Below are 20,363 nucleotides of genomic sequence, written 5' to 3'. Positions count from 1 at the left end.
GGCCTATTTTTGTGGGTCGTGATCCATGCGGTCACGGAGTTTGGCGGCCAATTCATACTGCTCAGCAGCAATAGCTTGAGCTAATTGCTCGGCAAGCGAGGGACCGATCTCGTAGTGCTTTGCAATCGAGTCGCGCATCTCGCGCAATTTTTCGACGAAGGTATCTTCTTCGTATTGTTCTAAAGCTTCTTGCGATTCAAACAAGTTTCGCAACGAGGTCAGCCCAGCATCGACAGCTTCCACTGCACCACGGGGATTGGATTTTTCCAATTCCACGAGCGCCAAGGCCTGAATGCGGTGAAACATCACGAAAGGCCGATACTGTTCGTGCATCATGGCCCACTGGGGATCAGGGGCATAGGCGGCACTGAAATCCATCAACGAAAGCGTGTGGTCGGCATCGCTGATCGCCTCGGCGTAGCGGTTGAGAGTCAACCAGCAAACGCGGCGGTGATAGAACTGGTAAAACTCGCGGTCAATTTCGTTGCACCGCTGGCCATCAAGCTGAAAGGCCGGGCCCTCGGCGAAAGACAGCGACAGCATGTAGTCGTAAAAAGTTTCAAACCCCTCGGGCCTAACACCATCGGGTCGACCCGTCTCCTCCAACTGGACAATGCCCATGTCGACCCGCATCTGTAATACGGGCCGGCCATCGGAACCTTTGACTTCACGCACCAAGACTTGGCCGGGCACAAAGGGCCAATCGGCAAAGTAATTGTCGAGGTGTTGAGTGCGTCGAGCCATGAGTGGATTGTTAAGTGGCGTTCAATGAGAATCAAGTCCCATTGAATTTTACCCTAAAGCTGCCACTCGTGGCGAATAATCTCGTGGAAAAACGGAGCCAGCAAGGTGCAGATTGTGGACACCTTCAGCCTTCGCCCCCTTCATCTAACCACATCGAGTCTTGGAGCAGCGCGATTTCCTCTTTGTCGTGATGATCGACGCGTTCTAACAACGCATAGATTTCTTCGCAAACAGTTTGGATTTCGTCTTCATCGTATTCGCTTAAAGAATCGACTTTAGGAAGCAAATTATCCATCACACGGCGGAAGCGGTTGTGGTCGTGTTCCAAGCGATCGACACGAAAGTGCATGTTGGGCTTGATTTCTTCCACGTACACCATGTAGCCGTCTTGCTCTTCGATGTTCATCAAGCGCTCAAGATGGCGCTGAAACGACTTGAGTGTGAACTGTACGCTGGACAGCTTTCGAGAAATGCCCTCGGGAGGGACTTTCCAGCCCAACGTTACCCGCAGGGCTTGTTTGACATGGTTAAGAATTTCGTGTTCGAGACACGCCGCGTTGGCTTGGGATTTTATATCGAAGGTTTGCATGTGAACATCCTCCATTCATTGCGTGATGAGAAGTCTTTCTCATCGCTGTAACATCGATCTTTCAAATATCGTCGTGATCTCTGAAGCAGTGACGAGACGAAGAGTCGTCTGGCGGCATGCAGTCACTGTTACCATGCTCCTTTGTGAATGAGGAAACTTGTTTTCCAGTTGGCTGGAGTCGCAACCAGCGATGTGTAGATTCGCTGTGGCCTCGTTGAGAAGGCCTTGTATTTTACCGCGCGAGTTTCGGAACAAGCAATTACCTGGTGCTACTCAAGTTTAGCTTTTTGCAAAGCCAGTCCCGAACTGCCAGCCAGATAAGCACTTGCGGCGATTGTGTTCAATTCTCGTCAGTAGGACGAAATTTGCGTTGAGTCTTTTGAACGGACTTTTGTCGCTTCTCAGTCAACCGGTCTTCGATCGAACTTCGCGTGGGACGTGATTTTTTGCGCTTGCGTGGCACGATCAGGGCAGCTTGAATCAGTTGCCGCAACTTCTCGTAACAATCCGAGAGGTTTCGTCCTTGGTCGCGATATTTGTCGCTGCTGAGCATCACTTCCCCGGCTTGATTAATCCGCGTGGGGAAACAGGACTCGAAACGGAGCTTCACTTCCGCTGGCAATGCGTCCGAAGCACGCAGGTTCCAGCGCACTTGAGCCTTGCTGTTGACCTTGTTGACGTTTTGCCCGCCGGGCCCCGAGCTACGGGCAAACGACGCTATCAATTCCGAACTGGGAATGACAATCTGCGAATTGATGACCAGTGAGCGCGACATGGCAGTACCGTTGGGACGGCAATGCCGCCGTGCTTATGAAATCGACTTGCTCAGGGCGGGCATCATCGCTTCAAATTGCTGGCGGCAATCGGCAAGTAGCCGATGGTAGCTTCCCATTTCGAAACCAACGCCGGAAAGCTCAACGTCGAAATCGCCATTATAACCAGCTTCGCGCAAACCGAGGATAGTTTTTCGCAAGGGAATTTTGCCTTCGCCGAGCGGGCAACGCTGCTGATCGACTCCGTGGGGAACACGACGATCGCCTAGCTGGACAAGAGCCAAGTAGGGCACGAGTTCTCGAAGATTCGACAAAATGGCCCGATCATGGCCGAAGTGATAAGTATCAAAAACCAGTTTGAGATTCGGAGAATTGATATTTTCGATCAGGGCCAGAGTCGACTCAATGTCGGTCAAGAACGTCCAGTCCCGGGCACACGCGGGGTGCATCGGCTCGATTGCCAAAGTCACATCCGCAGCCTCAGCTAATGAGAGCAGCGTATCAAGCGCCACGCGAAACAATCGTTCGGCATGGCGGTAAATGTGATTATTGCGGCCACCTGGATAAACAACCAAACAACCCGCATTCATCGCCCCGGCAAGCCGGATGGCTTGGCAGGCGTCGTCGATGGATTCGTCCCAGGTGCGGCCATCGCTCCCTGTGAATCCCCCTGCCCACAGCAAATGCGAGACACGCAGGCCGCTGTCGGCAAGCAGATCAACACCTGCTTCCTCGCCAAAATCGGCTAACTTTTGCCGCCAAATGCCGATCGCTTCATAGCCCGCTGCTGCATAGTTGAAAACATCCTGCTCGAAAGACCAACGGAAAGTGGTCACCTCGCTCATCGACAACTTGGGACAAGCGGCAACACTGCTCAAATCCATAAAACACCGTGTGCTCCGAGAAGCGAATCGAAAAACGACCAGCCTTAACCGGCAGACCTTGCGAGAGGCCCTAAAAATTGCGTTTCTCAGCGGGTAGGGGGCTGAGTATGGTGGATTGTCGATTTGGTGTAAAGCTTGAACTGGAGCAATTTTTGCCCGGCAGCAGTGCCATCATATTAGCGCGCGAACTTATCCAGCTATTGCGAATTCCAAGGGATTTTCTTTGCTATTATCAACTTTTTCTCGTAGAGTCAGAAATTGAAATAAGGCTGTTGTTTGTGGTTTTCTGTTGGTAAGTTAAAACAGCAAGTTGAAGCCTTGGAGTCAGCTGACGAATGAGTCGTTTGCGTTGACTTCGGGTTGATTAACTGATCATCGATAAGTTTTAGAGACAAGATTTGCGTCTTGCCATCAGCTATCGAAGATCGTTCTTGGCAGGGAATCGATTGTTGCAGCATCGTTTGCTCGATGCTCACAGTTGCCAGGGTAATTTAACGTGATGGTGATGGGGTTAAGAGAATTATGCGCAGCTACGCGCAATTGATTACTTAGAAATCCTCCGCACGTGTTGAAGAGCCCTTGGTATCTGTTATCGAATTACCTAAGCCCCGATGTATTCATCGGACTGACAGCCAGGAGTGTGCAATGCCGATTCGCCTGCTAGTTGCCGACGACCACGCGGTCGTTCGGGCAGGTGTTGCGTCGATGGTTCGCGAAAGCGACATCACTGTGGTCGCCGAAGCATGTGATGGAGCACAAGCGCTCCAGATGGCACAACAATATCGGCCCGACGTAGTACTCCTCGACGTGCGCATGCCCGAATCCGACGGCATGGCGTGCCTTTCAAAACTCAAAGCCGAAATGCCTGATATTCCGGTCGTGATTTTCACGGCCCACGATAATCCGACGTACATTGCCCGCGCGGTCGCACTCGGGGCGGCGGGCTACTTGGTTAAGAGTGCCTCGCAAGCGGAATTAATTTCCGCGGTTCAACAAGTGGCCACCGGCGTTACACTCTGGAATCGGGAGAACCTCCGCCGCGTTTCAGGGCCTCTTACGAATTCACGTCCGACCAACGATCTCGAAGTGCCGCTCACGAAACGTGAGAGCGAGGTCCTCAAACAACTCGCTTTGGGGCTAAGTAACAAAGAAATCGCCCAAGCTTTGTCGATTAGTTACGAAACAGTGAAAGAGCACGTTCAACACGTGTTGCGTAAGCTTGGAGTTTCGGACCGCACGCAGGCGGCGGTCTGGGCCGTGCGGAAGGGCTTGGTTTAGGGCACATTTGCCGCCTTGTCCGCACGCTCGGCGAGCGGATAATGGGGCACATGACATTCGAGTTTTCTGATCTGCCGAGCCAATTTCGCCAACTTCTGGGCCAGTGCCGCGAACTTTATTTGTCGGCTGGCGAGCAATGCGTGCGAGATTTTCCCGATCAACTTCCTCAGTCGGGGAGCGGATTCGTCCAACTCATGGACGATCTGCATCGCGCCTTGGTGGTGAAAATCTTCATCACGATTTGCGAAGCGGATCGCCGCTGGAGCACCAACGAGAAATTTCTTGCCGAAGTGCTGCTATTTCACCTGTGGAGCCAGTGGCTCAACGAAGAAGACCTCAAAACGGCCATTCACGACATGTCGGGCAAAGCGTCGTCGCTCAAATGGTACGCGCTCGTGCGGCCGTTCGATCAAATTGCCCCGTTGCGTGAGAGAGTCGGAGAACTGGAAACCATAGCGATGCGGCTAGCGAATGTCGTTGCCCGTGCGGATGGCCCACTCAAGGAACGTGAAGCACTCCGCGTGAAATTGGTACAGGACGAATTGCATCGCCACCTGCGGCAAATTCCCATCGACGAGCCGACTCAGCACGAAGAGGAATCGCAAGCTCGTATTGAAGCGATCGACAAAATTCTGCTCGACCGCAATGAGCTTCCCGAAACACGGCACGGTTCAACCGCCGTGCAGAAAGATCCCCAATTACTCGGCCAGCCAAGGATCAAAATTGCTGAAGAGATAGAAGGCGAGAAAGAGCCTCAAAAAACTCCTGAACAGGTTCTGAAAGATGCGCTCGCCGAGCTTGACCGCCTCATTGGCTTGGGCAACATCAAGCAGGAAGTGAGGACGCTTACCAATTTCCTAAAAGTGCAGAAACAACGCGAACAAGCGGGCTTGCCCACGACAAATCTTAGCTTACACATGGTCTTCAACGGCAATCCGGGGACAGGCAAAACAACCGTCGCCCGCATTGTCGGGACGATTTTTGGTGCGATGGGCGTACTCAAGAAAGGGCATCTGGTCGAAACCGATCGCTCCGGATTAGTGGCTGAATATGCCGGCCAAACTGGCCCTAAGACGAATAAGAAAATCGACGAAGCGCTGGACGGCGTTTTGTTTATCGACGAGGCCTACACACTCATTTCTAGCGAAGGGGAAGATCCGTTTGGGCATGAAGCGGTGCAAACGCTGCTAAAAAGAATGGAAGACAACCGCGATCAACTCGTGGTGATCTTGGCTGGTTATCCGCTTGAAATGGAAATCCTGCTGCGCTCGAATCCCGGACTGTCGTCCCGTTTTAGCCGCAACCTTGAGTTTTTGGACTATTCGCCGCTGGAGCTGACTCAAATCTTTGGTTTGATGTGCGACAAAAACCAATACACGCTCAAACCGCTAACCCGTGCGAAAGTGATCGTCGGCTTCGATTATCTCTGGCAACGTCGCGACCGCTATTTTGGTAATGGCCGTGCGGCTCGTAATTTGTTCGAACATGCGATTCGCTTGATGGCTAACCGCATTGCGGAAATCGCGGAGTTATCAGTCGAACAGCTATCGATGCTCGAACCGCAAGATGTCGAATTTAAGGATGTACCGCTGGAAGTCTTTGTTAACGTCACTGAGGAGAGCGATTTAAGATTTCATATCGAATGCCCCGCTTGTAAGCATGGCAAAGATGCGCCGACGAAATTCTTAGGGCAAAAAGTACGCTGTCCAAAGTGCGAGCATAATTTCTCAGCCGACTGGGGAACGTTGGTGGCCAGTACCAACAGCAACGGTAATCAAGCCAATGGCAGCCCGTCTCAGTAGTTACCGCCGGATTTGGCCGCTGCTCAAAGCTTCATAGACGCTGGGCCCTGCAGGAGCAGCAGCGACTTCGCGTTGCTCAGCTGGCCGATTGGGTGTGGGCCGTGATGCCGCAGCTCCCACGGACACCCATCCGCCTGACTTCGCTCCAGAATCGGGATCCTGGCCACGTACAACCGTGGTAGCAGGAGCAGAGACTGGCTGAGCAACGGTTCCGCGTGCCTTGGCATTGCTTGCCAACTGCAATTGTGGCCGACCCTCTTTGACCCACCCGAGCCATGAATTCTGCAAGGTGAGCAAGTCGCTGTAACCGTAATTTTCCCTGATCGCGCGAGGCCAATTTTCGTCAGTTAAGCCATCGGCGACAAATTCCAAGAACGCCTGTTTGCCGTATTGGGAAATCAAAAACTGTGCGAGGGAGTGTCCTTGAGCATAAAGCGGCAACACGTCCTGCGGATATTCCTTCATCGCAAACATGTGGCTGAACGGAATTCCGCGACGAGTTTGCAGAAATTCAATCAGCATGTTTTCCTGCTTGGAAATCTCGCTGTGATGCTCGACTGTGGTGCAAGCTCCCTCGTCCGCCCATCGAGGTAGCGGTTGACGGAAATGGCAGGCAAAAATGGTGTGTGTGATCTCATGAGGCAACACGGAATCGAGAATCCGTTCACGCGAGCCTTGGATATCCATGCGCCAGCCGAACACCTCGCCGCGATCGAACACAAAACTTGTCGCGCCGCCGGCCCCCAAGTTTTGTTCAACACGCGCCTTGATCGGACATGGCTTCGACCAGCCGGGAAGTTCCTTCCCTAACCATTCGATTGCCAATTCTTTGCGATACTTTTCGGCGAAGTCGCCTATCTCTTTCGCCAATTGTGGCGTGGGCGCATCCACCGTGAAGTTTTGGGTTCGATACCCTGCGCCGGCCTGCGCAGCGCAATGAACGATGGCGAGAAGTACGAGTGATAACAAGAACTTAATGGCGCAACGACCATTAGTCCCAAAAAGGGGAGCTTCCATGCTCAAACCTGTGCGGGGTTGAAGGACGATCCATGTCCTAGAGCAAAATACTCAGGCGAAACGTGAGCATGCAAACGGCGGACCAACTCTGCACAACTCAAACGCTTATTCGCCGAATCAGCAAGGAACTGGGATCTTGGGGGCGAATCAATTCTGCGGGGTCGTCATCGCACGAGTAATTCGTCGCGATGACTTTGCAAAATTTACAGACCGCGCGCGGAAACACCTAGAGTAAATTCCGCAGAATTCCTGGCATGCTAGCTATGATTCGCTAGCGATCAGGCCCGAAAACGATCAAGTGGCTTGCGCCGCCTTGATACGATCAATCAATCGACCGGGTGAGCCCATGGCGTTGTAACCGCCATCGAGATGCAGGATTTCCGACGTCACCCCGGCAGACATGTCGGAGAGCAAGAACGCGCCGCAGTTGCCCGCTTCTTCGTGCGTGATGTTGCGTCCCAAGGGAGCCATGGCCTCGTATAAACCAAGCATTTCTTCGACGCCCGCACCACGACCAGAGATGGTCTGCAATGGACCAGCACTGAGAGCATTGACGCGAATGCCACGGGGGCCCAGGTCGTAGGCCAAGTATTTGACGATCGAATCAAGGGCTGCCTTGCAAACACCCATAACGTTGTAACCCGGAACGGTTTTTTCGCCACCATAGTAGGTGAGGGTCAGGATGCTGGCCCCATCGTTGAGCACAGGCTGCATGGCATTCGACAAGGCGATCAAGCTGTAGGCGCTGATTTCCATCGCCAACTTGAAACCAGCTCGGCTGGTCAGAATCGTGTCGTGCTTCAAATCATCAGGCAGAGCGAACGCAATCGAGTGCAGCAGAAAATCGATTTTGCCCAACTTGGAACTGCAAACATCACGAAGTGCCGAGAGATGTTCGTCGTTGGTCACATCCATCGGCTGCAAAAATTTCACCTGCGAATTGCCTTCGGTGAGCTTATCGATGCGGTTGAGGTTCTTTTTCCGCTCGTCATCAGGCTTGTCAGGCATGTAGGAAAAGCCACATTCGCCCCCTTCGCTCATGATCTTGTCGGCGATCGCCCAAGCGATGGACTGCTTGTTGAAAACCCCGGTGATAAGTCCTTTTTTGCCAGTAAATAAGCCCATGACGTCGTCCTCGTCCTACTGAATTAGCCGGTGTGTGCCTCGATTTGCGGCTCAAAAGAGCCAGCATCGCAGGATAACACCTTAGCCATGAGTGCCAACAGGGGGCTAAAACCAGGAAATTTGGGCAATTTCCTACGACATTCGCCACGGGTTTATCATTTTGATACACACAACCAAAAATACTGACGCACAATCGTTGCTTTTTTGACACATACTGGATATGTTTACTTAGTCACTTTGACTAAGTATCTATTTTATTGATTACAAACGCCGCATTCGAGGTGTCATCAGGGCTTTGAGATGGAAACAGAAGTCAAGAATAATAAAGAGCTTACGACCTTTCTCTTAGAGCAAGCTGCCATTGCCTCCTCGGTTGAAAAGTTTGTCAAAGAAGCACTTCCCTGGCTCGTCAAATTGACCGGCAGTCATGGGTTGGCGGTTGTCGAATCAATTCCACCCGAATGGAATGTCCTAGGCAGCGCTGGCGACATGCCGCGATCGCTACCCACTGATCTCGCAGCCGATGCGCTCGACAAACTCAGAGTGGTACGAAGTGAAGAATTTGCCGCCGTGCCGCTCGATGAAAAGCAAGTCATGCTGATACGCGGCAATCTTGCGAACAACGATTTCAAAGATTTGCTTGGAAACTTTTCCGCGGCCCTAAAAATTGTCGACGAACAACAGCAGCGTACCCAACGCATCCTTCGACTCCAGAAAATTTTGGAGATCACCCATACCTGGGGGCAATCCGATTGCATGGAGTCATTGCTCAAAGCGATGGCTCAAGCGGCGACGGAATTGTTAGGAGCCGATCGGGCCAGCATCTTTCTTTGGGATAAGCCGAACAAAATGCTCGTGGGAAGGCCCGCTCTTGGCATCAAAAAGGGTGGGGAACTACGCATCCCCGAGAACACGGGGATCGTTGGCCAAGTTGTCGAATCGCGTGAACCGCGCCGCGTGGGTGGCGGTGTCGATGACGACAAAATTGCCCGCGTGATCGACAAAGAAACCGGCTACACAACCAAAACCTTACTTTGTGTACCTCTGATATCACCTCCTGGCCAATGCTTAGGGGCGTTTGAAGTCCTTAACAAGAAAAATGGCTTGTTCACAGACGATGATGAGCAGGCGCTGACAGAACTAGCAACTCACGCGGCCGTTGCGCTTGAGAGCACTCAGCAATGGGAGGATTTGCTCACCAAACATCAACAAATGGTTGAGGAAGCCGCGGGGGGATTGCAACTCATCGGCGAAAGTCCAGCCATCGGGGCACTCCGTTCCACGATTCGTCGGATCGCCGATACCGACTTGGCAATTCTTATACTGGGCGAAAATGGCACGGGTAAGGAGGTGGTCGCGAGATCGATTCACTATTTGAGCCGTCGCCGAGAGCAGCCGTTTATAGCCGTCAATTGTGCGGCTCTTACTGAAACGTTGCTTGAAAGTGAACTCTTTGGTCATGAAAAAGGTGCGTTCACCGATGCCCGAGAAACTCGCCAAGGGAAGTTCGAGCTGGCTTCAGGAGGAACATTATTTCTTGATGAAATCGGCGACATGAGCTTGAGCGGCCAAGCAAAATTACTCCGCGTGCTGGAAGACAAAACTGTCGTCCGTGTGGGTGGCTCGCAACCGATTTACACCGAGGTGCGAATCCTGGCAGCGACCAATCAAGATTTGGGCAAGATGGTCCGCGAAAAGCGGTTCCGCGAGGATTTGTTCTTCCGTCTTAATGTGGTAAGTCTCGAATTACCACCGCTGCGTGAACGTGGAGAAGATGTCTTTCTGCTAGCCGATTATTTTCTTGATTCCTTTTGTCGCAACATGGGCCGCAATCGCCCTCAGTTCACAATCGCAGCCAAGAAACGACTTTTGGAGCACGCCTGGCCTGGCAATATTCGCGAACTGCGCAACCTTATGGAACGCTTGGCATATCTGACGTCGGGCGATCGCATCGAAGCCGAGGAGTTGGCCTTTATCAATGCTGGCGCGGTCAGCGACACATTGCAATTTGACTTCAATGCTACTCTCGCCGCGGCAACGCACGATTTTCAGCAGAAATTCATCAAGCAAACCATCGAGAAAGCAAACGGCAATATGAGTAAGGCCGCCAAACGACTCGGGCTGCACCGCTCGAATCTCTATCGCAAGATGCGGCAATTGGAAATGGGTGTTGTGGAAGAGGAAGAAGAAAACGATTAGCAGGTACAATCTCTGTTCACTACTTTTAGCTCGCCACGCGGGGCTAGAGAGTTATTCGTATTCTGAATAATCAATCCCAGGCTCGGCTAGCCAATCATCATCATCGTCAGCATCACCGAAATTGACGTTTCCACGTCGCGGATCTAAATACAGTATCTCGTGTTTGTCTTTGAGGTAATGAATAACCGCCGCAACCTCTTTCCATTTAGCCCCGAAATCTTGTTGCCATGAATGAATGGCTTTGGCGAGAAATTGAGGATCGCGATATTCTTTACGCCGATCGTCAGTGGTTGCTTTTCCAAAGTCAAGAAAATAAGGCGATCTTACAAAGGTAATTTCAATCACTCGTAATGTGTCATCGAAACCTTCAAGCATGGGGATGTTGAAACCATGGATTTTGTTTACTCCTGCTTGTTTCAACCTTTGATAACATTCTAACTCGATTTCGTAATTCGCTTGTTTGTAGAATGCTTTAACTGCGGAGGGGATCGAAGTCTTCCAAACAGCGCCGTCGGAGCCATGGCCCAGGCTGTCTTGACGCTCAACCTCTGCACCCTTACGCTTGCATTAGTTAAGCACGTTCTCAAAAAGCAACTTATTATCGTACATCATGGCAACGACCGGTTATTCCACTGATGTTTCGCTAACACTTATTTATGAAGACGGTGCCCAACTAAACGTCTCTCACGTCGGCAACTCAGGACTAATGATCACTGGTGACTGTCCTCGTTTGTCCCCGGGTCGCGCAACGCTGATTGTATCCATCGATGGTCGGGAAATCCTCCATCCGATTGTCTTACCGGAAGGAATCTCGCGTGCTGACGAATTTGTACCATTCGTCCGCCAATAAAGCGTTTTAATATTAAGCGATATTCGGCACTCTCAAACCTTCTTTTCGCTGTGACCTAGGTTTTTCTCGGGTGAAACTCTGTCCCGCACGAGCTGCTTCAGTTCCTTGATATCTGGGAAACGCCCTGACTCCGCGCGCGACCAAACGAGTTCGTCATTGACGCGAATTTCAAAAACTCCGCCGATACCGGGGCAGAGCGCGACCTCGCCAAGTTCTTCCTCAAATGTGGTGAGCAGTTCTTGAGCCATCCACGCCGAACGGAGCATCCAACGGCATTGGCGGCAGTAGCGTATCTCAACTCGATTGGGCATGATCGGATTCCTGTTTCTCTCTATGTTACAGCACCAGCATCCGTGCGGTTAGAGCTGGAGAACAAGTAGTCTTTGACAACGACGCCATGAAACCTTTTTTAACTACCGAATGGCTCCATCTGGCGATGCTCAATTACGAGATCGATCCGAAGATCTTAGCGCCTTTCGTGCCCCGTGGAACCGAGTTAGACAATTTCAACGGCAAGCACTTTGTGAGCATCGTTGGGTTTTTATACCGCAATACACGCGTGCGAGGGTTGGCAATTCCTTGGCATCGCAACTTCCCCGAAGTGAACCTGCGTTATTATATCCGTCATCGTGCAGCCGAGGGTTGGCGAAGAGGCGTGGCGTTTATCAAAGAAATTGTCCCCCGTCGTGCTATCGCACTGGTTGCACGCAAACTCTACGACGAAAATTTCGTGGCGCATCCCATGCGATCCACGATTGAGTTGGACGAATCTACCTCACTCCCTAAACGTGTTGAATATGCCTGGAACGATGCTCGCGGTTTGCATCGGTTGGAGGTTAGCAAACTCTCGCCTCCAACAATTCTAGCGGTAGGTAGTTTGGAAGAATTCATCACCGAACACTATTGGGGCTACACTGCGCGTCGCGATGGACGAACAAGTGAATATCGCGTGGAGCATCCGCCGTGGCGGGTTTCGTTGGCTGCAAACGCGGAGTTTTGCTGTGATGTTGGAAGTGTTTATGGCTCGGTATTCAACGAATGCTTAACTCCACCACCAAAATCAGTCTTTCTCGCCGAAGGATCGGCCGTTGCCGTGTATCCGGGCAGTACGATCGCTCACTCGTAGGTACAGAGGTAGGCCGTTTCCTCGGCAACCTTGAGCTGAAATTTTTCATTCGCGGCCACGATGAATGACTTTCCCGCGGGGAAATCTTGCCACTGATCGCTGCCAGGCAGTTTAACGGTCAGTTGGCCGCTGACAACTGTCATGACTTCCTTTTGACTCGTGCCAAATTCGTATTCTCCAACGGCCATCACTCCCACGGTCGCGGGCAAGGTCTTAGTTTGAAACGCAATGGATTTAACTTTACCGTCGAAGTATTCGTTGACTTTGAACATGGTCTAGCCTGGATTCAATGCAAGTGGATCCGCTGGCTCCCGCCTGCGGTCGATGGATCGTTAAAGTCACGATTGTACGCAGTAAATCACATGCGTCTAGCAGGCAAGCAAATTGGAGTACGTCGCCCAAGAAGCCGAGTGATTGCGGCCAGGAGAAATAGTGTGAGCGAGTGCGGCTCAGGGATAGCGGTTGAAACGTGTATCAATCTCGATCCGCCCAGTGTACTGGGAAGGTATAAGACACTTTGACCCTGGGCAGATTGAGGCGGTGTGACAAAAGTTTCATCATATCGAATCGCCGAGAACAAGACATTGTCTACCGATATCGATGACACCGCACCGGCAATATCTTGAATGTAAATCGAACCTATCAGTAGCTTACCATAATTTTCATTTAGGCCTAACCGATTACGGCCACCTACCGGAGGATAGACATAGCCAATTTCAAGATAAATGTCGCGTAAATCCATCACGTCGACGCCTGAATCAACATTATACGCAAATCCTTGGTATCGAGTAAAACCGACTTCCGTATGATAATATTCTCCAACCCAACCAATACTTTGGGAATCAAGGGCATTAACTAGGTTAATGTCAAATGTAAGTGTTCCAAATCCCATCTCACTTGGCGAAACATCTTCCACCATGATGCTGAAATCAATTTGCCAAAGGATTGACTCAGACGAGTGCACGGCATCGTCAAGCGAAATTGGCTCATATTCCGGTAAGATGTAGGCCGAGGTTGTCTCGGCGAAAAGCGAAAAGTCGGTAGCATCCACAAGCGTTGCTTGGCATATCAGTATTGCCAAGCTTAGCACAACCAAGTTTCGCATAGCATCAACTCCCACAGAGATTGCTAGGATCTCTTAGGCAGTCTACCCGCACCAAGCAAAAAAGCAAAGACAAAGACAATTGATGCTGGCTCAGGAACATTGATCTGCAAATTTGTATGCAAACGATCATAAGCAGTCGAACTAAACGTATACGCCAAATCGCCGATACTAATGTCGTTGTTGAAGAAAGACAGCTCTGACAAATCATCGAAAAGAGCAATTTCCGCGATGTCGATTGGGCTGTAGTCATTGACGTAGTCGATCAAACTAAGCGTACAGCAGTCTGTAAGAGGGTAATCCAGCCAAGGCCACGTTAAGATCGGCATTGGGAATGGCCTCATAACGATCTCGTCAATAATTTGTTCTGTCTCATCAATGGGTAAGGTGATATCGGGAACCGATTCAACTTCTTCATTCGCACCCTGCTCGGGAGGATTTGTGGTTTCTGGATCTTGAGCAGGTTCTTCTGTAGGTTGATCCAGCGGAACGTCGGGCACGAAGGGATCGACGATTTCAGGAGTCGTTGGTGTAATTGGTTCTGGAGATGTGGGAACTTCAACCGGCGGCTCGAAGACAGGTGTTGGCGGCAGTTCGGGAGCAGGAGGAGCATTCGCCGTAGAAAAATCTAACTGCGATGGCTGCGCATTCAAGCGAGGCAGCACAAATGTGTTTTGGCCGTAGGCTGTTTGCACGTTGGCAAACTTACCTTCGACGGTATTCGAGGCGAACATTGCTAAGTCGATGGATAACGAAGCATTTTCCAAAAAGTCGTCGCGAACAAATAATGAGCCGACACGATCGGGGCTGCCAAGTGTCTGCCCAATCTGGTAGCGTGGATCGCTGGGATTGGTAACGCCCGGCGCGATGGATACCAAAATCCCATGTTCGTCGGCACTGGAAGGCCCTGCATCGAGATTGAAGGCAAAGAGCGAGCCATTGCTGCCCCACGGATCTAGGGAATTGCTCGCATCTCTTGGTTGCCAGCCTAAATCAAAGGCGTCGGAAGCATTCTGAAAACTGACGCTGAAACCTAAATTGCCGAAACCGGCTTCGCCGGAGGAAAGGTTCTGCGTGGCGACTGCGAAGTCAACTTGCCAAATGACCGGAACACCGGTCGAAAGTGCCGTCTCGATCGATATAGGGTTAAAATCGAGATCGAAGGCCCCGCCAATCGTTGCCGTCAAACTGAAATCGGTCGCACGACCGGTTGAGATTGCGAGCGAACCTATAGCGAATAGAATTGCGCAGATTACTTTCGGCATCGGGTTTAACCCCTGAATTTTAGCCCTAGGAGAAGCAGTTTACCGCTTAAATTGAAGATTATCCATCTAGGCCGAAATTTGCGGATGCTGTCACGCGGGTTTTCTTAAAACCCAGCGGACGAGCATTCCATAACCGTCGTTAAAATACCGCCACGACGACGGGAAGAACGTCACATAGCGATTATAAGTTTCGACATCGACCAGTTGCAGGGCTCGCTCGCGGTTGGCAACCAGATTGTCGAACCAAGCCCGCAGGGTCGGGCGATAGTCGTGAATCGAACGATGCGCGACCCTGAAGCCCGCACCTTCAAATGCGTCTAGATGCTCCTTATAGGTGCTGCCGATTGATCCAGGGAAATAGATCTGAGAGCAAATCGCCGTCGCGAACAAATGGGGCGGAACGCGGCAGAAAAAATGGTGGACCGCGCGGCCGCCGGGTTTTAGGGCAGCGTAAATTTTCTTTGAGAGTGGTGCTAGTTCATTTGGCCTTACGTGCTCAAAAGAACCAATCGAGTAAATCGCGTCGTAGGAATTCGGCTCATAATCGCAAGTGATAAAGTCGTCGAACTTCACATTAAAGCCATTATTATCGATGTTATAGGCCACTTGTTCCTTCGATAGCGTCAACCCATAAAGATTCTGCTTGTCGCCGGTATGCTCGTAGATGCGTTTGAGCATAGCCCCCCAACCGCAACCGAGTTCCAGAATTTTCTCGCCCGGCTTGGGATCGATTAATCTTAAAATGTAGTCGGCTTTATTCTGTTGGGCCTCTTCGATGGTCTCATCTCCGCCGCGCAGAAAATCGGCACATGTGTAGAACATGTACTTTTTATCCAAGAAGAGTTTGTAAAACTCATTCGAAACGTCGTAATGCTCGGAGATGCCAAGCACGTGATCCTGCTTCATTTTGGCATGCAGCAGGGCCCAACGGAGTGGCCGCAAGGGCCAATGATCTCGGACAAATTGAATCGCAGGGGGCAGGGGCCGGGTAATTTCTTGCCAGATGGCCTCCTCATGGAGCGGCTCGGGCGAGCGGATCTGGTATTTTAACCAAGCGTAGGAAACCCCGTAGGGAATGGCTTCGGCGACGGTTTTCAATTTACGGAGTGCCATAATCACGCTCTCAGAAGATCACGATAAAACGCCGCCAGGAGCCTCATAATAATCATCTGAGCCCTAAAAGGAATGGGGCGACTGGCTTTGCTTGTAACCGGTGATTAAATTGGCGGAAGTAACTAGTTATCAATCGCGATTTTTCGCAGCCAAGGTTTCACTATGCATCAGCCCAAGAACGTTCTCGGCACCGAGCTCCAATCTTGTTCCCTTGACCCACTTACGGGTTTTTATCGCGACGGCTGCTGCCGCACGGGCCGCGACGATTTGGGACTGCACACCGTGTGCGTCCAAGTGAATGAAGAATTTCTGGCCTTTTCCAAAGCAGTAGGGAACGATCTCAGCACCCCCAACGCAATGTATGAGTTCCCCGGCTTGCTACCAGGTGATCGCTGGTGTTTATGCGCCCCACGCTGGAAAGAAGCCCTTGAGGCGGGAATGGCCCCGCCCGTGGTTCTCGAATCGACGCACATGTCGACTTTGGAATTCGTCGACCTTGAAGACTTGCAGGAGCACGCGGTGGAAGCCTCGGCTTAGCTTCCCCAATAACTTGGAAGGGACTTTTCTTGATGGCGTTGACCCGACTCCTCTTTTTTTCTGCGTTCGTCAATTCGAGTTTCTTGGTCTGCTGCGAAGCCGTGGAACTTAAAGTCGAAAAATCGATCATCGGACGTTCGGCCGAAGGGCGCGACATCGAGTGCCAAGTCTATGGAACGGGTTCTGACATTCTGATGGTGATTGCCACGATCCACGGCAATGAATCAGCCGGTACGCCATTGGTCGCAGCATTTGGTGAATGGCTATCAGCTCACCCTGAAGAATTAGACGGCAAACAGGTCGTGATCATACCCGTGGCCAATCCCGATGGCATGGCGGCAGACGTGCGATTCAATCCTCGTGGAATCGATCTCAACCGCAACTTTCCCGCCGGCAACTGGAAAGAAGGCGATGTGAAGTTGCACGGCGACACGCCGCTGTCCGAGCCCGAATCGCGGGCCATCTTACAAGCGATCATGCGTTACTTTCCGAATCGCCTTGTGAGCATCCACCAACCGCTGGAGTGCATTGATTACGATGGTCCGGCCAAAGCGTTGGCCGAGGCGATGGGGAAAGTCAGTCCACTTCCGGTCAAGAAACTTGGTGGCCTACCGGGTTCGCTGGGATCATTTGTCGGCGAAACTTTGCAGAAGCCGATTATCACGCTCGAACTTCCTCGCAAGACGAGCCGCGATCCGCAAGAACTCTGGGAAGTTTACGGCGAATCGCTCGTGGCGGCCTTGCGTTTTAAACAGGACGAGAAGGCCAAAGAAAATGCCAAGCCGTAAAGTCTGGATGATATTCGCGGCGTTCTTCTTGCTCTCGACAAAGCCGGCCCACACTGCGGAGAATGCACGCATGAGTGATGCGGCTAAGAAATTAGAACAAATTGCCGACGGCGTGCCTGGGCTTGTCGGATATTACGTTATGACCGTCGATGGCGAGACGCTGTTCAGCCGCAACGAAGACCGGCTATTCACCCAGGCCAGCGCGATCAAAATCCCTATTCTGCTCGAAGCAATCGCCCAACGGGAAGCCGGCAAGATCGATTGGTCCAAGCACTATCCAATCACAAAGAGTAATCAGGTGAGTGGTAGTGGCATCCTTTCGCAACTCTCCGACGGTGGCTCCCAAATCAGCACGGGCGATTTGGCCATCATGATGATTGTGCTGAGTGATAATACGGCCACGAATCTGCTTATCGATTTGGTCGGCATGGAAAACGTGAATCAACGTCTAGATTCCCTAGGCTGCCCGCGAACACGATTGCGCCGCGTCATGATGGACACGGCTGCTGCCGAGCGGGGTGAAGAGAATGTTTCCACGCCCGCCGAGGCCGCCAAGATCATGCAGACTTTGGCACAGCGAAAATTTCTCAGCCCTAACGCGAGCGATGAAGTCCTGGCAATCCTGCGTAAGCCCAAGTCGACGGCCGTTCGCAAAGCGATACCCGCCGAAATTCCCATCGCCAACAAACCGGGTGGCATCCCAGGCGTGGCCACCGAATGGGCACTCGTCGAATATGCGGACAGACCGTACATCATCACTCTGATGGGTAAAGATGGCGAAGAAGCCCGATTCTTGGAAACCTTTACCGAGATCGCTAAGTGCGTGCATCAAGCGGTGGCCTCGAAGCCATGATTCGCTACGTTTTGACGTTTCTGTTTGGTTTCTCAGCATTGGCTTCTGTGGCTGCACCACCTCGTGTTCTTATTGAGGGTTGTCAGCTTGAGCAAATCGCCCGCGAACCGGAAATTGTCACGCCGGTGGGGATGGCCTTTGATGCGAAGGGGCGACTTTTAGTCGTCGAATCACACACGCATCAGCGGACGGAGAGCTACGAAGGCCCCAGCGGTGACCGGCTGCGAATGTTCAGCGATTCCAATGGCGATGGCCAACTCGACCACTGGACAACATTCGCCGAAGGATTTCGCCATGCGATGAACGTCTCCGTACTGCCCAACGGTGATGTTTATTTGGTAACACGCAGCGACGTGCATTTGCTGCGGGATACAAATGATGATGGTGTTGCTGATGTCAATGAGAAAATCGTTCAATTAGAAACAACTGTCGACTATCCTCATAACGCGCTGAGCGGAATCAGTGTTGCCGGCGACAAGCTCTTTCTCGGCGTGGGTGAAAACTTTGGCGTCGAATATGACCTTGTCGGCAGTGATGGGAAATCGATCAAAAACGTGGGCGGTGTCGGCACGATCTACACTTGCCAGCTGGACGGTTCGAATCTCCAACGATATGCCGAAGGATTCTGGAATCCTTTTTCATTGTGCCTCGCCAAAGGAGAACTATTTTGCGTCGATAACGACCCCGACGCGAGTCCACCATGCCGGTTGATCGACGTGGTAGCCCAAGGGGATTATGGTTTCCGTTTTGAATATGGCAGGGCAGGGGTGCATCCTCTGCAAGCTTGGAATGGAGAACTGCCTGGCACGTTCCCCATGATTTGCGGAACTGGAGAAGCACCCACGGCGGTTGTTTTTCATCGTGGTTACCTATGGGTCACAAGTTGGGGCGACTATCGCATCGAGCGCTACAAATTAACGCCGCAATTGAATGGCACTTATTCAGCCGAGCGGACAATCGTCGTACAAGGCGATGCTGACTTTCGTCCCACGGGTATGGCAGTCGCACCGGATGGTTCATTGTGGTTTGCAGATTGGGTCGATCGCAGTTACCCGGTTCACGGGAAAGGGCGAATTTGGCGTTTAGAATTGCCGCCAGCCATGAAGACTGACTTCAAACCGCTTACAGCTAAACCTCCGGCGGCCCGAATAGCCGCGCTGGCGGAATTGCACGAGACTCGCTGGAACAAAGTGACTCCCCATGCTGAGTTGGTTGAACTTCTTCGCAAGCAACTGAATAACCCTGACCCCAATGTGCGGCTCTTTGCGCTTCGTTGGGTCGCCGAGGAACATCTCACCGAGTTGTTGCCTGATGTGGAAAAGCTTCTGGACACGCCTCAGCCGAGCGAGCGTTATTTCCTCGCCGTGTTGGCAACGATTGATTGGCTCAGCCGCGAACAGGAGCAGCGTCATACCGGAATTTCCGACGGATTGCTGGCTCGTGAGTTACGTAACTCCAAGCGGAGTTCTGAAGTTAAAACCTTAGCTTTGAATCTTATGTCACCAGATTACAAAGATCTGACGCTAGATACGCTAGCAGAGTTGGTGCAGAACACTTACGAACCATTGCAAATCGCCGCAGCTCGCACGCTGGCCCAACAGACCAATTCGGAACGATTTCCTTCGCTCGTCAAGATCGCCGAAGATCCCAATTTGAGTGATGCCGTGAGAGTCGAAGCCTTGGCAGGCTTGGCTTCGGTGGCTGAAGAGCATCGAAAGCTGTTGGAAACGTATGCCGCAGGGACTAACAGCCGTGCCAAAGAAGCCCAGCGAATTCTGCGGCTGAGCGGTCTTAGTCCAGCCAAATTCGATGAGCAGCCCGACGCTGGGGACGTTGACGCATGGGTCAAGCTCCTCGCTGCCCCAGGTAATGTCGATTCAGGCCGCCGACTCTTTTTTAGTGACGTAGGACCAAGATGCAGTGCGTGCCATCGTCACAGTGGTCGGGGGGGCAACATTGGCCCGGATCTAACAAATCTCGCCGCTTCCAATTCGCGGGAGCGGGTTATCACATCGATTCTCGATCCGAGTCGCGAAGTTGCACCGCATTATGAGACTTGGATTCTCGTCACCGACGACGGCAAAACTCATGTTGGGCAAAGATTGCCCAAGGGGGGCGACGATGGCGTAGAACCTTACGCCGATACGGCTGGCAAGGAATTCGAGTTAGAAAGCGAAGCGATCACCCATCGCGAACCTTCAAAATCGTCGATTATGCCCGCGGGATTAGAGAAGAGCTTAACGGTTGAGGATCTGCGCAACTTGCTCACTTTTCTTATGCAATAGATTTGCGCATGATGTGAAGAACGCTAAACGGGC

At 51.9% G+C, this 20,363-nt stretch carries 20 protein-coding genes; 8 read left to right on the top strand and 12 right to left on the bottom strand.

The genetic code is table 11. The annotated features are described in order from the left end of the window. Positions 1 to 3: 3 nt before the first annotated feature. From AC6T8Q_RS14445 to AC6T8Q_RS14430, 4 genes are all read right to left on the bottom strand, one after another. Entirely contained in the window at positions 4 to 744 is a 741-nt protein-coding gene (locus AC6T8Q_RS14445; RefSeq protein WP_500679746.1) for a UvrB/UvrC motif-containing protein, read from the bottom strand. A gap of 124 nt (positions 745 to 868) precedes the next feature. Next, on the bottom strand, positions 869 to 1,333 hold the full coding sequence (locus AC6T8Q_RS14440; protein WP_500679745.1) for a hemerythrin domain-containing protein: 465 nt from the start codon (positions 1,331 to 1,333) through the stop codon (positions 869 to 871). Between the two features lie 340 nt (positions 1,334 to 1,673). Then, positions 1,674 to 2,108 carry an alternative ribosome rescue aminoacyl-tRNA hydrolase ArfB gene (arfB, locus tag AC6T8Q_RS14435; protein ID WP_500679744.1) on the bottom strand — a complete coding sequence of 145 codons (435 nt, stop codon included), beginning with the start codon at positions 2,106 to 2,108 and terminating at the stop codon, positions 1,674 to 1,676. A 33-nt stretch (positions 2,109 to 2,141) separates the two neighbouring features. After that, positions 2,142 to 2,990 (bottom strand): sugar phosphate isomerase/epimerase family protein, encoded by an 849-nt coding sequence (locus AC6T8Q_RS14430; RefSeq protein ID WP_500679743.1) that lies wholly within the window; start codon positions 2,988 to 2,990, stop codon positions 2,142 to 2,144. A 645-nt stretch (positions 2,991 to 3,635) separates the two neighbouring features. On the opposite strand from AC6T8Q_RS14430, the gene AC6T8Q_RS14425 reads away from it, so the two are divergent. Both AC6T8Q_RS14425 and AC6T8Q_RS14420 read left to right on the top strand, forming a co-directional pair. After that, positions 3,636 to 4,268, top strand: a complete 633-nt coding sequence (locus AC6T8Q_RS14425; protein ID WP_500679742.1) for a response regulator — start codon at positions 3,636 to 3,638, stop codon at positions 4,266 to 4,268. A 50-nt stretch (positions 4,269 to 4,318) separates the two neighbouring features. Beyond that, on the top strand, positions 4,319 to 6,070 hold the full coding sequence (locus AC6T8Q_RS14420) for an AAA family ATPase (RefSeq protein WP_500679741.1): 1,752 nt from the start codon (positions 4,319 to 4,321) through the stop codon (positions 6,068 to 6,070). Here the strand turns inward: AC6T8Q_RS14420 and AC6T8Q_RS14415 are convergent, their stop codons facing one another. Both AC6T8Q_RS14415 and AC6T8Q_RS14410 read right to left on the bottom strand, forming a co-directional pair. Continuing rightward, positions 6,071 to 7,087 carry a hypothetical protein gene (locus AC6T8Q_RS14415; protein ID WP_500679740.1) on the bottom strand — a complete coding sequence of 339 codons (1,017 nt, stop codon included), beginning with the start codon at positions 7,085 to 7,087 and terminating at the stop codon, positions 6,071 to 6,073. It abuts the gene before it with no gap. 294 nt (positions 7,088 to 7,381) lie between these two features. Beyond that, entirely contained in the window at positions 7,382 to 8,212 is an 831-nt protein-coding gene (locus tag AC6T8Q_RS14410; protein ID WP_500679739.1) for an enoyl-ACP reductase FabI, read from the bottom strand. A gap of 300 nt (positions 8,213 to 8,512) precedes the next feature. On the opposite strand from AC6T8Q_RS14410, the gene AC6T8Q_RS14405 reads away from it, so the two are divergent. Next, a complete protein-coding gene (locus AC6T8Q_RS14405) occupies positions 8,513 to 10,411 on the top strand; it encodes a sigma 54-interacting transcriptional regulator (protein WP_500679738.1) in 1,899 nt (632 codons plus the stop codon). Positions 10,412 to 10,462: 51 nt separating this feature from the next. On the opposite strand, the gene AC6T8Q_RS14400 is transcribed toward AC6T8Q_RS14405, so the two are convergent. Both AC6T8Q_RS14400 and AC6T8Q_RS14395 read right to left on the bottom strand, forming a co-directional pair. Next, a complete protein-coding gene (locus tag AC6T8Q_RS14400) occupies positions 10,463 to 10,831 on the bottom strand; it encodes a hypothetical protein (RefSeq protein ID WP_500679737.1) in 369 nt (122 codons plus the stop codon). Between the two features lie 462 nt (positions 10,832 to 11,293). Continuing rightward, entirely contained in the window at positions 11,294 to 11,572 is a 279-nt protein-coding gene (locus AC6T8Q_RS14395; RefSeq protein WP_500679736.1) for an Rdx family protein, read from the bottom strand. An 86-nt stretch (positions 11,573 to 11,658) separates the two neighbouring features. Here AC6T8Q_RS14395 and AC6T8Q_RS14390 point away from each other — a divergent pair, with 86 nt between their 5' ends. Continuing rightward, a complete protein-coding gene (locus tag AC6T8Q_RS14390; RefSeq protein ID WP_500679735.1) occupies positions 11,659 to 12,387 on the top strand; it encodes a YqjF family protein in 729 nt (242 codons plus the stop codon). On the opposite strand, the gene ppnP is transcribed toward AC6T8Q_RS14390, so the two are convergent. From ppnP to AC6T8Q_RS14370, 4 genes are all read right to left on the bottom strand, one after another. Next, positions 12,378 to 12,659 (bottom strand): pyrimidine/purine nucleoside phosphorylase, encoded by a 282-nt coding sequence (ppnP, locus tag AC6T8Q_RS14385; protein ID WP_500679734.1) that lies wholly within the window; start codon positions 12,657 to 12,659, stop codon positions 12,378 to 12,380. The genes AC6T8Q_RS14390 and ppnP overlap by 10 nt on opposite strands. Positions 12,660 to 12,745: 86 nt before the next feature. Further along, positions 12,746 to 13,492, bottom strand: coding sequence for a hypothetical protein (locus AC6T8Q_RS14380; RefSeq protein WP_500679733.1), 747 nt, complete (start codon positions 13,490 to 13,492; stop codon positions 12,746 to 12,748). Between the two features lie 23 nt (positions 13,493 to 13,515). Continuing rightward, on the bottom strand, positions 13,516 to 14,754 hold the full coding sequence (locus tag AC6T8Q_RS14375) for a hypothetical protein (RefSeq protein WP_500679732.1): 1,239 nt from the start codon (positions 14,752 to 14,754) through the stop codon (positions 13,516 to 13,518). 90 nt (positions 14,755 to 14,844) lie between these two features. Then, positions 14,845 to 15,867 (bottom strand): class I SAM-dependent methyltransferase, encoded by a 1,023-nt coding sequence (locus tag AC6T8Q_RS14370; protein ID WP_500679731.1) that lies wholly within the window; start codon positions 15,865 to 15,867, stop codon positions 14,845 to 14,847. A 162-nt stretch (positions 15,868 to 16,029) separates the two neighbouring features. Between AC6T8Q_RS14370 and AC6T8Q_RS14365 the strand changes: the two genes are divergently transcribed. From AC6T8Q_RS14365 to AC6T8Q_RS14350, 4 genes are read left to right on the top strand one after another with little or no spacing between them, the layout of a single operon-like run. Then, positions 16,030 to 16,404 carry a DUF2237 family protein gene (locus tag AC6T8Q_RS14365; protein WP_500679730.1) on the top strand — a complete coding sequence of 125 codons (375 nt, stop codon included), beginning with the start codon at positions 16,030 to 16,032 and terminating at the stop codon, positions 16,402 to 16,404. Between the two features lie 32 nt (positions 16,405 to 16,436). Continuing rightward, a complete protein-coding gene (locus tag AC6T8Q_RS14360; RefSeq protein ID WP_500679729.1) occupies positions 16,437 to 17,192 on the top strand; it encodes a M14 family zinc carboxypeptidase in 756 nt (251 codons plus the stop codon). Next, on the top strand, positions 17,179 to 18,045 hold the full coding sequence (locus AC6T8Q_RS14355) for a serine hydrolase (RefSeq protein ID WP_500679728.1): 867 nt from the start codon (positions 17,179 to 17,181) through the stop codon (positions 18,043 to 18,045). Before AC6T8Q_RS14360 ends, AC6T8Q_RS14355 begins: the two co-directional genes overlap by 14 nt. Beyond that, on the top strand, positions 18,042 to 20,330 hold the full coding sequence (locus tag AC6T8Q_RS14350) for a PVC-type heme-binding CxxCH protein (protein WP_500679727.1): 2,289 nt from the start codon (positions 18,042 to 18,044) through the stop codon (positions 20,328 to 20,330). The genes AC6T8Q_RS14355 and AC6T8Q_RS14350 overlap by 4 nt, the downstream gene beginning before the upstream one ends. The last annotated feature ends 33 nt before the right edge of the window (positions 20,331 to 20,363 follow it).

It is taken from the genome of Bythopirellula sp. (assembly GCF_041737835.1).
Lineage (GTDB): Bacteria > Planctomycetota > Planctomycetia > Pirellulales > Lacipirellulaceae > Bythopirellula.
The sequence above is the reverse complement of the archived record's forward strand: the minus strand, read 5'-3'. Positions and strand labels throughout refer to the sequence as shown.